This window comes from Riemerella anatipestifer (assembly GCF_035666175.1).
In the GTDB taxonomy this organism is placed as follows: Bacteria; Bacteroidota; Bacteroidia; order Flavobacteriales; family Weeksellaceae; genus Riemerella; species Riemerella anatipestifer_D.
On the sequence record NZ_CP142016.1, the window covers coordinates 1,548,886 to 1,562,749 of the forward strand.

At 32.8% G+C, this 13,864-nt stretch carries 16 protein-coding genes and 1 pseudogene; 8 read left to right on the top strand and 9 right to left on the bottom strand.

The window, feature by feature from the left end; all coding sequences use genetic code 11:
* Positions 1-10: 10 nt before the first annotated feature.
* Positions 11-889 carry an IS982-like element ISRa1 family transposase gene (locus tag VIX88_RS07595; protein ID WP_004918508.1) on the bottom strand — a complete coding sequence of 293 codons (879 nt, stop codon included), beginning with the start codon at positions 887-889 and terminating at the stop codon, positions 11-13.
* An 88-nt stretch (positions 890-977) separates the two neighbouring features.
* On the opposite strand from VIX88_RS07595, the pseudogene VIX88_RS07600 reads away from it, so the two are divergent.
* The 4 genes and pseudogenes from VIX88_RS07600 to VIX88_RS07615 all read left to right on the top strand — a co-directional run.
* Positions 978-1,382 (top strand): annotated as a pseudogene (locus tag VIX88_RS07600) (efflux RND transporter permease subunit); the annotation flags it as partial.
* Positions 1,372-2,808 (top strand): TolC family protein, encoded by a 1,437-nt coding sequence (locus tag VIX88_RS07605; RefSeq protein ID WP_064964603.1) that lies wholly within the window; start codon positions 1,372-1,374, stop codon positions 2,806-2,808. The pseudogene VIX88_RS07600 and the gene VIX88_RS07605, both read left to right, overlap by 11 nt.
* A gap of 43 nt (positions 2,809-2,851) precedes the next feature.
* Positions 2,852-4,234, top strand: coding sequence for a phosphoglucosamine mutase (glmM, locus tag VIX88_RS07610; RefSeq protein ID WP_064971039.1), 1,383 nt, complete (start codon positions 2,852-2,854; stop codon positions 4,232-4,234).
* 78 nt (positions 4,235-4,312) lie between these two features.
* Complete coding sequence (locus tag VIX88_RS07615; protein ID WP_004920461.1) at positions 4,313-5,692, top strand: tetratricopeptide repeat protein; 1,380 nt, start codon at positions 4,313-4,315, stop codon at positions 5,690-5,692.
* Here the strand turns inward: VIX88_RS07615 and VIX88_RS07620 are convergent.
* Genes VIX88_RS07620 through VIX88_RS07630 form a run of 3 tightly spaced genes read right to left on the bottom strand, consistent with a single transcriptional unit; the run spans position 5,689 to position 7,787 of the window.
* Positions 5,689-5,907, bottom strand: coding sequence for a DUF3820 family protein (locus tag VIX88_RS07620; protein ID WP_064971040.1), 219 nt, complete (start codon positions 5,905-5,907; stop codon positions 5,689-5,691). The genes VIX88_RS07615 and VIX88_RS07620 overlap by 4 nt on opposite strands.
* Positions 5,897-7,024 (bottom strand): AI-2E family transporter, encoded by a 1,128-nt coding sequence (locus VIX88_RS07625; RefSeq protein ID WP_064971041.1) that lies wholly within the window; start codon positions 7,022-7,024, stop codon positions 5,897-5,899. Before VIX88_RS07625 ends, VIX88_RS07620 begins: the two co-directional genes overlap by 11 nt.
* A 22-nt stretch (positions 7,025-7,046) precedes the next feature.
* Complete coding sequence (locus VIX88_RS07630; RefSeq protein WP_064971042.1) at positions 7,047-7,787, bottom strand: hypothetical protein; 741 nt, start codon at positions 7,785-7,787, stop codon at positions 7,047-7,049.
* A 44-nt stretch (positions 7,788-7,831) separates the two neighbouring features.
* Here VIX88_RS07630 and VIX88_RS07635 point away from each other — a divergent pair, with 44 nt between their 5' ends.
* Both VIX88_RS07635 and VIX88_RS07640 read left to right on the top strand, forming a co-directional pair.
* On the top strand, positions 7,832-8,809 hold the full coding sequence (locus VIX88_RS07635) for an aminodeoxychorismate synthase component I (protein ID WP_064971043.1): 978 nt from the start codon (positions 7,832-7,834) through the stop codon (positions 8,807-8,809).
* Complete coding sequence (locus VIX88_RS07640) at positions 8,793-9,386, top strand: aminotransferase class IV (protein ID WP_064971044.1); 594 nt, start codon at positions 8,793-8,795, stop codon at positions 9,384-9,386. The genes VIX88_RS07635 and VIX88_RS07640 overlap by 17 nt, the downstream gene beginning before the upstream one ends.
* A gap of 53 nt (positions 9,387-9,439) precedes the next feature.
* Here VIX88_RS07640 and VIX88_RS07645 read toward each other — a convergent pair whose 3' ends face one another.
* From VIX88_RS07645 to VIX88_RS07660, 4 genes are all read right to left on the bottom strand, one after another.
* Positions 9,440-9,628 carry a DUF6132 family protein gene (locus tag VIX88_RS07645; protein WP_064971045.1) on the bottom strand — a complete coding sequence of 63 codons (189 nt, stop codon included), beginning with the start codon at positions 9,626-9,628 and terminating at the stop codon, positions 9,440-9,442.
* 2 nt (positions 9,629-9,630) lie between these two features.
* Entirely contained in the window at positions 9,631-9,915 is a 285-nt protein-coding gene (locus VIX88_RS07650; RefSeq protein WP_064971046.1) for a heavy-metal-associated domain-containing protein, read from the bottom strand.
* A 4-nt stretch (positions 9,916-9,919) separates the two neighbouring features.
* Positions 9,920-10,504, bottom strand: a complete 585-nt coding sequence (locus VIX88_RS07655) for a methyltransferase domain-containing protein (RefSeq protein ID WP_064971047.1) — start codon at positions 10,502-10,504, stop codon at positions 9,920-9,922.
* A 73-nt stretch (positions 10,505-10,577) separates the two neighbouring features.
* On the bottom strand, positions 10,578-12,242 hold the full coding sequence (locus VIX88_RS07660) for a helix-turn-helix domain-containing protein (protein WP_064971049.1): 1,665 nt from the start codon (positions 12,240-12,242) through the stop codon (positions 10,578-10,580).
* Positions 12,243-12,413: 171 nt separating this feature from the next.
* On the opposite strand from VIX88_RS07660, the gene VIX88_RS07665 reads away from it, so the two are divergent.
* Positions 12,414-12,683, top strand: coding sequence for a hypothetical protein (locus VIX88_RS07665; RefSeq protein WP_064971048.1), 270 nt, complete (start codon positions 12,414-12,416; stop codon positions 12,681-12,683).
* Here the strand turns inward: VIX88_RS07665 and VIX88_RS07670 are convergent.
* A protein-coding gene (locus VIX88_RS07670) for an IS1 family transposase (RefSeq protein WP_127919902.1) occupies positions 12,680-13,362 on the bottom strand; the annotation gives its coding sequence in 2 pieces (ribosomal slippage) (positions 12,680-13,035 and positions 13,035-13,362; 684 coding nt in all). The genes VIX88_RS07665 and VIX88_RS07670 overlap by 4 nt on opposite strands.
* A gap of 249 nt (positions 13,363-13,611) precedes the next feature.
* On the opposite strand from VIX88_RS07670, the gene VIX88_RS07675 reads away from it, so the two are divergent.
* The gene (locus VIX88_RS07675; protein ID WP_064971326.1) at positions 13,612-13,815 is read left to right on the top strand and encodes a hypothetical protein; all 204 of its coding nucleotides are present in this window, start codon (positions 13,612-13,614) and stop codon (positions 13,813-13,815) included.
* The last annotated feature ends 49 nt before the right edge of the window (positions 13,816-13,864 follow it).

Genomic DNA, 13,864 nt, shown 5'->3' on the forward strand with positions numbered 1-13,864 from the left:
GTTGTGCATTTTAAATAATACTGATTTTTAGATGATTTAATTTTCTTTGGAAGATAAATTTATTGATATATTGAATAACCGTTGCGGCGGTTATTTTACTGATTATCCTTGTTTTAAAGCCTTCAAAAGTTTTAGCATAGTTTCTTTTAATCATAAATTGGTCGCAAAGTTGAGAGAAAAATGTCTCAATTCGTTTTCGCTTTTTCTTGTACAATGAAAATTGAGGAATATAATCTTTCTGATTACTTCTCATTGGTGTATCTAATTTAATATTAGCATAGTTAAATAAATCTATTTGAACTTTTGCTGATAAATAGCCTCTATCTCCAATTAAAGTACAGTTTCGCATTTGCTCACCAATATCTTTTAAATAGTGGATGTCGTGAACGGATGCAGGGCTTATATCAAAATTCTTAATCACACCATTTAAAGAACATACTGCGTGTAGTTTATAGCCATAGAAATATAATTTCTGTGAAGCACAATAACCATATGTTGGTGAAGAATAGGATTGCTCTTTACAAATTTTTGAACGAGTAGAACGAGCGTTTTCACAAACTTTCATTGGCATGCTATCAACGATAAAAATATCTTCAAACTCATTGAACTCCATCGAAATACGCTGTCTAATTTGCTCTGTTTGTAGGGATAGTCTTCGTTTTCGCTTATTGTAAACACTTCTTTCAATTTTGTTTATCAGAGAGTTTGGCAATTTTCTAAATAACTGTAATTCGCTATCAATACTCAAGTATTCAGCAGTAATATTAAGACTTATGACTTCTAAATCGCTCATTTTAGGTGTTCTTCTCTGATAACTAATCAGTTGATTTTCTGAAAAAAGTCCTAAAACTTCCAAAATTCTTTCATATATTTGCTCTAAGTTGTTCATTTATATCGTTTTATAGCAAAAACAATATACTGATTTTCAGTCTAATAAACAACTCTTGTTTTTTTCATTTCATAATGCACAACGGGTTTTAGAAAATAATATCTATGCACAAGTTGCTCTAGTAATGTTGATAGGTTTATTGGGTAAAAACGCGGTACTTATAGTAGAATATGCAGTGCAGAGAAAAAACGAAGGTGCTACAATATTCAAAGCGGCTATAGAAGGAGCTGTGATGCGTTTTCGTCCTATTTTAATGACATCTTTTGCATTTATTGCGGGGCTTATCCCTTTAGCTTTGGCAACAGGTCCAGGAGCAATAGGTAATAGAACGATAGGAACTGCAGCGGCAGGAGGTATGTTTATTGGGACAATATTTGGCGTAGTACTTATACCTGGCTTATATCTTATTTTTGGTAAAATAGCAGGAAAAAATGAGTTGGCAGAATATGAAGACCTTAATCCATTAACTGAAGAAATTGAAGATGAAAACTAAACTAAAATATATATCATTGGTAGTGGGTAGCTTAGTGCTAGTTAATTGTAAAGCACCAGCACCATTACAAGTAAAAGATAATGTAAAAGAGGCTCTACCAGAAAGCTATACAAAAGATGAAGTTTCCAATAAAAGTACAGGGACACCACCTTGGAGAGAGTTTTTTACAGATCCTAATTTAGTTTCTTTAATAGAAACGGCACTTAGTAATAATCAAGAGTTACTAATTACATTACAAGAGATAGAAAAAGCCAAAAGTAATGTAATGTATAAAAACGGAAGATTGCTTCCCACAGTTTCTGTGGGGGCAACTGCTGGTGTTAGAAAAGTGGGGCGTTATACTAGTGAAGGAGCAGGAGATGCAGCTACACAGATGGAAGATGGAAAGCCGATTCCAGATCCGTTGGGTAATTTTGGAGTAGGCTTACAAGCCGATTGGGAGGTGGATATTTGGAATAAGCTTAGAACAGAAAAAAAATCTGCAATAGCTCACTATTTGGCTACAGTAGAAGGTAAGAATTTTGTGCTTTCAAGTTTGATAGCAGAAGTGGCACAAAGCTATTATGAACTTTTAGCTTTGGATAGCCAATACTCTTATCTTAAAAAATATATTGAACTTCAAAGAAAAGCATTGGAAGTTTCTAAAATTCAAAAACAGGCGGCTGCAACTACAGAGTTATCAGTTAAAAAATTTGAAGCTGAGTTAGCAAAATCATCGGCGAATTTATATACAGTTCAACAAAGCATTTTAGAGAAAGAAAATGATATCAATTTGTTACTAGGAAGATTCTATCAACCTATTCCTCGTTCAAGTGCAGAATTTTTAGATCTCGTACCACAGTCTATTAAAACAGGTATTCCTTCGGAGTTATTGGCTAATAGACCAGATGTTAAACAAGCAGAGCTAGAGATAGAGGCTGCCAAGTTAGATGTAGAAGCTGCTAGAAAAGAATTTTACCCTTCTTTAAATATTACATTTGGAGCTGGTTTAGAAGCTTTTAAACCGAGTTACTTCACTCATTTTCCAGAGTCTTTAGCTTATAATATAGTGGGAGATTTGGTCGGGCCGCTAATTAACAAATCAGCAATAAAAGCAAAATTTAATACAGCAAATGCATCTCAACTACAGGCTTTGTATGAGTATAATAAAACGCTCATCAAATCCTATATGGAAGTTTCTAATAATTTGAATAAAATTAAAAATTACCAACAATACTTTGACTTAAAACACACTCAAAGCAAAGATTTGGACGAGGCGATAGGGATTTCAAACCTTCTGTTTACTAATGCTAGGGCAGACTATATGGAGGTTTTGATGACGCAAAGAGATGCCTTAGATGCTAAAATGGAATTTATAGAAGCTAAAAATACACAGCTGAACGCAACGGTTTATCTCTATAAAAGTTTGGGAGGTGGATGGAAATAAGGCTTAATATTTTTATTATCTTTGCAGGTATAAAATTTAGGCTATGGCACTTATAAAATCTATATCAGGAATTAGAGGTACAATTGGCGGAAAAGTAGATGAAAACTTAACGCCGCTAGATGTCGTAAAGTTCACTTCCGCTTTTGGAACTTGGCTTCAGAATACCAAACAGAAGAAAGACTTAACCATAGTCTTAGGTCGAGATGCTAGGATTTCTGGAGGCATGGTATCCTCTTTAGTTACAGCCACTTTGCAAGGGTTGGGGATTCATGTTGTAGATTTAGGGCTTTCTACTACGCCTACAGTGGAGGTTATGGTGTCAGAGTTGAATGCAGATGGAGGTATCATTCTTACGGCTTCCCATAATCCAAAACAATGGAATGCCCTTAAATTACTTAATGAAAAAGGAGAGTTCATTAGTGGTAAAGATGGATCTGAGGTACTTTCGATAGCAGAAAGAGAAGATTTTAATTATGCTGATGTGGATAGTTTAGGAAGCTATGAAACTCGTGATGATGCTTTTGATATTCACATCAAAAAAATATTAGCACTACCAATGGTAGATGCACAAGCAGTTAAAGCTAAGAAGTTTAAAGTAGTTTTAGATGCCGTTAATTCTACGGGAGGAATAGCTATTCCGCTTCTTTTAGAGGCGTTGGGTTGCGAAGTTGTAAAACTCTATTGTGAACCTAATGGGCATTTTCCTCATAATCCAGAACCTTTGAAAGAACACCTTACCGATATATGTGAATTGGTGAAAAAAGAAGGAGCAGATTTAGGAATTGTAGTTGACCCCGATGTAGATAGATTGGCTCTTATAGATGAGAAAGGAGAAATGTTTGGAGAAGAATACACGCTAGTAGCCGTGGCAGACTATCTTTTAAGAAAGAAAAAAGGAGCAGCTATTTCTAACCTTTCTTCTAGTCGTGCATTGAGAGATGTGGCTCAAAGTTTAGGGTCTTCTTATTTTGCGAGTGCTGTAGGAGAGGTTAATGTAGTTACTTTGATGAAAGAGAAAAATGCCGTAATAGGTGGAGAAGGTAACGGCGGAATAATCTATCCAAATTTACATTATGGTAGAGATTCTTTGGTAGGAGTAGCTTTATTTTTAACTCACTTAGCTAAAGAGAACAAAACAGTGTCTGAGCTTAGACAAACCTATCCTGCCTATTTTATGGGTAAAAAGAAGATAGAACTTACACCAGATATCAATGTAGATGCTCTTTTGGAACAAATGACAGAGCGTTACAAAAACGAAGAAATATCCACTGTAGATGGTGTTAAAATAGATTTTCCTAATAATTGGGTACACTTAAGAAAATCTAATACAGAGCCTATCATTAGAATCTATACAGAAGCTCAATCTCAACAAGAAGCAGATGAACTAGCTGATAGAATTATAGAGGAGATTAAGGGTTTGATATAAAGAAGATTAAATAAAGTTAAATTATCTATTGGTTTAGCATTCTTTTTGATAAGGAAAACAACAAAGTTTTAAATTAATTTGGAAGAGTTTTTTGAAAATGAACTGGCAAAGCAGTTCGAAGAAATGATAGAAAATAACGAGGAACGCTACTTCGATACGGATGATTTGGAGGAAATCATCATCCACTATTTGGAGTTGGGTGATACTACCTATGCCGAACTTGCCGTTAATTTTGCATTAAAACTTCATCCTAATTCATTAGATATTAAAACTAAAAAACTAGAAGTTCTTTTAGAATTACAGCAGTATAGAGAAGCTAAAGAGCTTATTAACGAGCTAAGGGAGACATCTTTAGAAAATACAGATTTTCTAGTTTGTTGTGCTAAATATTATTCTAATCTAGGTAATCCTAGAAGGGCGATAGATTACTGTCTTAAGGCTTTAACGCTAAATGAAGAGGAGAATTTTCTGCATAATTTCATCGCTGATGAATATGTGAATTTAGAGGACCCTTCCAATGCTTTAATACATTATAAAAAAGCCCTTAACCACGACCCTTATGATGACTATGCTTTAGAAAATGTAATGATTTGTTTTTACAAGCTAAATAAAAATGATGATGCTATAAAATTCCTTAACCATTACATAGAAGAATTTCCTTTTTCGGAGACGGCTTGGTTTGAGTATGGTCAGTTTTATTTCAATAGAAAAAACTACGAAGAAGCCATACGAGGATTTGATTATCTTTTAGCCATTAACTCTAATTCTGTTGGGGTTTATGCCAATAAGGCTGCCTGTTATGAGGCGATGCAAGAGTGGGATAAAGCAGTGGAGGTATATGAAGAAATGCTAGAGTTAGAATATACTAAGGCGTATACTTACTACAAAATAGGCTTGTGTCATAAGGAAAATAAAAAGCCTTTATTAGCCTTAAAATCCTTTCAGAAATCTTTAGTAGAAGACCCTCAGTTTTACCTTTCTATGATGGAGCAATCTTTCTTATATGAAGAAATGGGACAGATGAGAGAGGCTCTTCACTTCGCTAAAGAGGCGACCGTTCTTAATGAAACCAATGTAGATTATCAGAAAAGGTTGGCATTTTTGTATATAGATTCGGAGCTTTTTGAAGAAAGTTTACCATGTTTAGAAAAAATGGTAGAGGCAGAACCTGATAGATTTTATAATTGGTATGCCTATACCGAAGTGCTGATGTTGGTAGGACAGTATAATAAAGCTTTAGAAATCTTACAGAAAGCTATCTCTTTACACAAAGATAGAGCCGAGTTTTACTATCAAATGAGTAATGTGCTGTTTAATCTTGGTAAAGAGGAAGAAGCTAGGGAGTATCTAGCTACGGCATTAGTAATGGAGCCTAGTTTAGCACAAGATATGTTACAGAAATACCCTTTTATCCGAGATGAAGTAAAAAGGGTAAAAGCCAATAAGAAAGAAAGCTAGAGGCTTTTTCTTATTGGTTTTAGTAGTTCTTCTAATCCATTGATTTTAATTTCATAAACGCTGGCTAGTTGCATTCCTAATTTATTTTTAGGGAAACCACCGTTTCTCATAAACCACTCTAAATAGGCTACGGGGAGGTCTGCCAAGATGTAGTTTTTATATTTACCAAAAGGCATTTTAGTAAGGCATATTTCCCTCAGAATTTCAGGGTTCATTAGTGGTAGAGTTTGTGTTATTTTCTTCAACATCTTCTGTAGTAGCTATACCTGCGAGAGCTTCTTCATCGGAAGCAATAACTACATTGTCTTCATCAGAAAATTCGTCTCTATATATTTGTATTAGAAGTAAAGTTACAGAGACTAAAATAGGTCCAAATACCAATCCCATAAAGCCAAAAAGATTCATTCCTAAAATGATTCCAAATACTGTATTAAGAGGGTGTATATCTTCTAGCTTTTTGAGTAATGTAAACCTTAATACATTATCTATAAGTCCTACTACAACAAGACAGTATATGGCTAGTCCTATACCAGGAATTGTATTACCTTCGGCTACCATAAATATAGCTACGGGAACATAAATAATAGCACCTCCAACAATGGGTATCATAGAGGCAATAGTTGTAAGGGCGAATAAGAGCATAACGCTAGGAGCCCCAAAGATGAGATAACCTACCAGTGCTGCAAAACCTTGCCCAAAAGCTACAACAGGAATTCCTATAGCGTTGGCAATAATCATTTTTCTTATTTTTTCGCTGATGAGGTTAACATTGGTTTTCTTTAAAGGGGCAGCATTGGTTAAAATACGCTCAAAAACTCTAGGTTTTACTAACATAAAATAGAGAAGAAAATAAGTAGAGGCAATAATGGTAACCGTATTAAGTGTGCTACTTAAAATGAAGGTAGATAATTGTCCTGCGGTTTCTTTTACCTTATCTAGGTTTTCTTTACTTAGAATGTCTATTTGTACTTCAGAAAGAATATAAGAGTGTATTTTATCTAGAAAATCATTAAACTTATCCATATAGGCTTGGGCATTGCCTAATTTTTCTATAAGAGTATCAATTAAAAAATAGAGTGGTAAAATAAGGATAACTACCGTAGCTAGCATAATAACCAAGGCAGAAATCCAAGGCTTCCAATTTCTTTTTTCTATGAGGTAGAGGTTGTATTTTCTTGAAATCACATAAAGCGTTATAGCTCCCAGCAACGAAGGAATAAACATAGCTAGCTGATAGGCCATCAGCAAGAATAATGTTACTATAACTATGATAAGAGCTATTTGCTTAATTTTAGTATTGCTTATAGCATCATTATATTTATTGTTACTCATTGATTTTTATTTATATAATTAGTTATGATTGATGTATTACTTTAATTTTAAATATCTGTTTATATAGGGTATAAATCATCGCATTCCAAAAAGGGAAGGTTAATAAACTCCCTATGCCTAATGCAAAAAATCCAGCATAGCTGAAAATGAATGCTACTAAAACTCCCACAAATATAGTGGTAAAATTAGCTTTCAAAGCCATAAAATTAAGATGAATACTAGTAAAAATACCTGCCCTTAGAAAATACATCAGAGGAGCTGCAAATAGCGTAAGAAATACCCAAAGTATAGGTAAAGGCTGAAGCATTCCTGCGTAAGAATAAATCATAGACCAAAATAGATGATAGCCAAAAAATCTAAGGAAAAAATAGCCATTATAGCCGATAATTAAATCCGATGTGGAAGGGATTTCTCCTAAATCAATCTTTTTATAAATTTCGTAAAAACCTATATTCAAAGGATATAATAATGATTTTACGATTATTATAGAAAATACGAAATACTGGAAAGAAGTATTCTCCATCAGTTCTGCTAGAGTTTGGGAAATTATAGTGTAATTTCCAGAAAATAACTTTCGGAAAGATTCCATCTCGGTCTCCAAACCAAAGTAGTTGAAAAGTCCAACAGCGAAAGTCATCAGTAGCCCAAAATACAAAACAGAAAATAGTATTTGGAAGCCTATGGTTTTTTGCCAGTAGCCAAAAGTATCCTGTAAAATCTGGCTGATGTTATTAACTTTATTAAACTCTGGGCTAGAACTCATACAATTTATTTTGCACAAAAATAAGCATTCTTTATTTTTGCCAAATGTTTTCTACAGAAAATCAGTTCGCTTTAATGGATAAACTCTCTTTGGAGGGTGTTCCGTTTCTTTTCATCATAGATTTTATGATGACTAAAATAGAAGTATTTACTTTAGAAAATTTGGAACAATCAGGGCTTAAAGTAGATTTTCCAAACTTTAAAATAAACTCAACGCCCAACATTCCAAAGCCTCATCGTTACGATTGGGAAGTATTTCCAGAAACGGAAGAAGAGTATCTCAAAGGTTTTCGTATAGTGCAGAAACATCTAAAAAAAGGAAATTCCTATTTAACTAATTACACTAGAAAGACCCAGATAAAAACCAATCTGTCGTTGGAAGACATCTTCTATTTCTCTAATGCCAAATATAAAATATTTTATTCCAACCAATTTGTTTGTTTTTCTCCTGAAACTTTTGTGGAGATAAAAAATAATAAAATAGCCACTCACCCAATGAAAGGGACGATAGATGCTTCTTTAGAAAACGCTACAGAGATTTTAAAAAACGATGTAAAGGAAAAGGCAGAGCATTATACAGTGGTAGATTTACTTAGAAATGATTTAAGTCAAGTAGCGGATAATGTTAAAGTTAAAGACTTTCAGCGAATTGATTTTATTAAAACTCAACAGCGAGATTTGTATGCAATGAGTTCCGAGATAGAAGGTATGCTAAAACCTCAATTTAGAAATAAAATAGGTAGTTTAATGCAGAAATTACTTCCTGCAGGTTCTATACTAGGGGCTCCAAAGCCTAAAACAAAAGCAATTATATTGGAGGCAGAAGGCTACAACAGAGGTTTCTATACAGGTGTTTGCGGTTGGTTTGATGGGAAGAATTTGGACTCTTGTGTGATGATAAGATTTATAGAAAAGGAAGGAGAAACTTTATTTTTTAAGAGTGGCGGAGGTATTACTCATTTAAGCAATCCTGACGACGAATATCAAGAAATGAAAAACAAAATTTATGTGCCAATTTATTGAAAGCATTTGTTGGGAATATGGTAAGTTTTATCTGGTTGATTTACATCAAAAAAGAGTAAATAGTTCTTTTCAGAGGTTTAATAGAAGTTCGGTTGTTGATTTGGAGAAAATCCTTAGAAGTGTTGATATTAAAACTCCACAGAAGCATAAAATAAGAGTAGTTTATGATTTAGAAGGTAATTACGAGATAGAATGTCTTCTTTATCAATCGCCTATACTTAGCTCTTTTGAAATAGTAGAAGCTCCTGAGATAGATTATAGTCTTAAATATAAAGACAGAGATAGTTTAAACCAACTAAAAGAAAACTCTAATGCTTCGGAGGTAATTATTACTCAAAAAGGATATATTACAGATACTACCTTTTCCAATCTTATTTTCCTTAAAAATGGGGAATGGTTTACTCCAAAATCTTACTTATTGAATGGTGTTCAGAGACAAAATTTGCTTCAAAAAAGACGGGTTAAAGAGGCAGAAATAACTTTAGATAACCTATCAAAATATTCTTATTTTAAAATAATTAACGCTATGAGTTGTTTTGAAATATCCCCGATGTTTTCAATAGACTTAATAAAATAAAGCCTTGTAAATCTTGTTTAGAGATTTCAAGGCTTAAGTTAATATGGATTTATTTATTTTTTGAATAGAGATAGAAATAAAGCTCCCATTACTCCTCCATAGAGTGTACTGTTGATAGGCTTAGAGGTAATAGCACAAGTTCCAGTGCTACAACCTACAAATTTCCAATATAGATAGCCACTTATGGCACCTATTATTGCTCCTATAATGCTTAGTTTATGCTTTTTAATAAAATCTATCATTTTTACTCCACTGGGTCGCTCATTCTACCAACGGCACAGCTTACAAAAGATTTGGCTTTCTTTAGTATAGTATTATTACCTTTCTCAGGATAGCCTAAACTAGATAGTTTTTCAACAAGAGAAGTACGGGCTATAGCTCCAGTAACTGTAACTGTTTCGGTATCTTTATCTATGGTGATGGTTTCTACATTTTCCATTTTAAGAATGGCTTTCTTTATACTGTTCATACAGCCTCCACATTTTATGTTTTCTACTTCTATGTTGTGGGTTGTTGTGTTGTTTGACATTGCTTTAAACTTTTTTAATTAGGTTAATAAATAATTCCGAATTGGCTCTAGGAGAGATGCTATTGTAGCAAGGCTCTAAAGTTTTTACTTTAAAAAAAGGTTCAAATAAATTTATATATTCATTTGATAATCCGCCAAAAGGAGGTCCTTTCTCTTCAAATATTTTATTAAATAAAACTCCTACGACTTGACCATTTTCTTTAAGCAAAGATAGAACTTTTTTAATATAATCGGTTCTTTTATTAGGGTTTATAGCACAAAAAAAGGTTTGTTCTATAATGAGATCATATTTGCCGTTATGCCTGAAAAAATCTTCACATATCACTTTGATATGAGGATTTTTGTGGAATTTAATTTTCAAATTATCAACAGCCTTTGGGGCAATATCTATAAGGGTAATGTTTTGAAATCCGTTTTCTATGAGGAATTCGGCTTCATAAGCATTGCCACATCCAGGGATTAAAATTTTAGCATCTTTATTAGGATATTGCTTCATATACTCCACAATAGGAGGAGAGGCGAATCCTATATCCCACCCTATTTTATTTTCTTTCCATCTGTCGTTCCAATAATTTTGGTTCAAAGACACCGTTTTTAATGTTATTCATTTTTAAATTAGCATTAAATATGCCAAAAGAATCATTTTTAAGATTAAATCCCCTTTATTCAACTGACTTTTTTCTCTTTTTTATAAAATCGGTAGGGCGTATGCCATTAATTTCTAAAAATAAGTCTGAGAAGTTTTGCCTTGATTGAATGCCACATTTTTCAGCTAGTGACTCAATGGTGTAATTAAGATATCGTTTGTCATTAAATAACAAATGAGTAATGTAGTTGATGCGTAGTTCAGAAATGTATCTATTAAAATTAGTATGGCGAGTTTCGCTAATCACTTGGGATAGATATTTAGAGTTAGTGTTGAATTTTTTGGATAGCTTAGAAAGGGTAATTCCTTTTTCGGTAAACCCTTGATAATGTTCAAAATTTTCTAGTTGGGATACAATTTTATCAAATATTTTTTGATCTATATTGGGTTTTTCAGAGGGAGTACTTTTGGTAAGATTAATACGCTTTTTATCCTTTATTTTACGCTCTAATTCTAAGTATTTTTTATGAATTTCTTTTTCTTTTTTGCGTCTAAAATACAGTACTATACACAGTGCTAATATAACGCTAGAGCTTATGGTAAGCCACCAATAGCTTTTTTTCTCGAGAGCAGCCTTAGCATCTAATAGCTTTTGGGTATCATATTCTTTATGGATTTTAGAGGAGAGGGTGCTGAAATCTTTAGAAAGTACTTTATCTATGCTTAAGAGTTGATTGATATAGTAGAGTTCTTGTTGTGTATCGTTCTGCAGACGAGCATCTTTTATGAGGAGTTCGTAATTTTCTCTTAATTCAGGAATTACGAGGCGACTTGTATTGAAAATAGAATCTATCTTTTTGAGATAAAGAATACCCTTATTACGCTGTTTTATATTTAGATAAGACTTGCCTAAATAGAGGTAACCAATGCTTTCTCCAGCTATGTCTTTATTCTTTATGATTGAAGGTAGTGCTAGTTCTAGTGAAGATATGGTATAATGATATTTCTTCTGATAAAAATTTGATAAAGCATTAGATTTTGTAAAATAAGCGTGTTCTAGTGAAAAACTTCCCATACCTTTAGTCTCTGATAGTCCTACCTTTATAAGAGAATCCGCCTTTTGGTAATTTCCTAATTTTTGGTAACAAACAATAGCTTGGTGCATACTGTTATAGTACCCCTTTTGATGATTGAAAAGAGTATTTTGGGATAATTTTTTACGGGTAAATGGTTCAAAAAAGGAAATACACTCTCTGAATTGTTCTAAGGCTTCTTCATAATAGCCCAAGTGGCTTTTTATAACACCTATATGGTAGATAATGGTATAGTCTCTATAAGGGTTTTCTTTGTTTTTTTTAGAGTAGTTAAATGCGGTGATATAATCTCTAAGAGCTTTCTTGAAATCTCTATAATAGAAGTAGTATAAACTACCTCTTGCTACATAGGAAGTAACAGTCTTTTCTATATCTGGAGAAAGTTCTGCAGCTATAACAGCACTATCGGCATATTTTGATTTTACTTTGTCATTAGGATGATAATAGCTGAAATCTAGACAGCCTTCGGCTAATTCTGTATAATTTTTTTCTTTTTTTGCTTTTGCAATATATTGTTTTATATAGGGTATAGCAGATAGATCATTCTCGTCTAAATGAGAATATTTTGAGCTAATCTCTGAATAAGATTGTGCTGATAGAGACGAAACCTCGATAAGAAAAAATAAAACAAAAAGTCTGTAAAGCATTATTCTAGAGCCAAAAATCATTAGATATGAATACTTAAATTTTGCTCAAATTTAAAGAAAAAAGACGATATTGTTTATCTTTTTGTAATTCAGTATTTTAGTGTTTGTTTTAGTTGTCCTAATTCTTGAATTAGGACTTGATTTTCCTAAATTTTGACCATAAAATATTGTATGAATAAAAAAGGCTTTTTAGCTTTAGAAAGTGGGAAATTTCAGAAAAATAAAGTCATGAGAAACTTAATGAAACTTAGCATGTTGATAGGGGTAGTATTGTTTATGAAAAGCTGTGAGCAGAGGGAGGACTTCTACGATGATACAAATGTTTTTAGTGTGAAACCTACTACCGTTAGAGTTAATAGACTTTTAAATGAGGAGATTAATGATAGTATTGTAAAATCAGGTAGGGACAGGGGGATTGATAAAAAAAAACGGTATTGTTAAATTATTATATTCAATTCATTATTTAGTTTCAAGAACAAAAGTTTTAAAGAATTTTCCAACATTGTTTTTGACTTAGAGTAACACTTTGTTTTTCTTTTAAATCTCGCCAAATAATGCCTTATTTTACTGTTATATCCCTCCACTGTAAAGGTTTCTGCTTTGGAGGTTACGTGTCTTTCACTGGGTATCAGCTCTGAATAACTTTTCCAATAATCACTACAAAAAACATTTATATTTCTGTTTTTCAATTGCTCCCAAAGTTTTAAGAAGGTTTTTGTGTCCCGTTTGTCACAAATAAAACTGATGAACCTTTTTCTAAGTCTATCAACAGCAATCCAGCTCCAACAGTAGTTTTTTTATGCTGTACATAGCTGTGAATCTCATCTAATTCCACTATTTCAATAGGAACTTCATTTTTTGGAAGCTCTACAGATTCTCCCCATTTCTTAACCCATTGATAAACTGTTCCATAGCTAATATTTAATAGCCTCCCAATGGCTCGAAAGCCTAACCCTTCTAGATACATTTCTAAAGCAAGACGCTTTTGTTCTAGTGTTTTTACATCTGATTTTTTCTCAACACTGAAAAAATAGCCACAATCTTTACATTTATATCGCTGTCGCTCTCTGGCAAAGCCTGCTTTAATCTTATTGGATGATTGACATTTGGTACATTTCATTAGGCTAAATTATAAAAAATATATCAGATTAACAATGCCAAAAAAACAAGTGAAATGGAGTGTAGGGGAGGGCTCAAATGTAGGAAAAGTAAGTGTAAATTATGGAATTATTATGAATTGATATATTAAGTATTTATTAGTGCGCAATAATAAAGAAAGATATTCAATATAGCTTGCAAGCGACTACCAATAAGGAGAGTTATGTAGTAAAACTATTTCTCAAAGTATAATTTTTAATAATTACTTATTATGAAAAATGCTAAATTAAGACAAGCTTTCATGGATTTAAAACTAAAAAAATCTGTGAGTGATATGGAGGTACTTACTGATACAACAGCGCTTTCAGCTTTAAAAGGAGGTGGGTGTAAATGTCAAGGATGTAGTCCAATGCAGTGTTGTAAACAAGGTAATTCTACAAATCTAGAGATAGATGTAGATGTTACAACGAGGTAAATGCTTGTAAAGTATTATGAGTTTAGTATAAACTCATAATACTTTTACC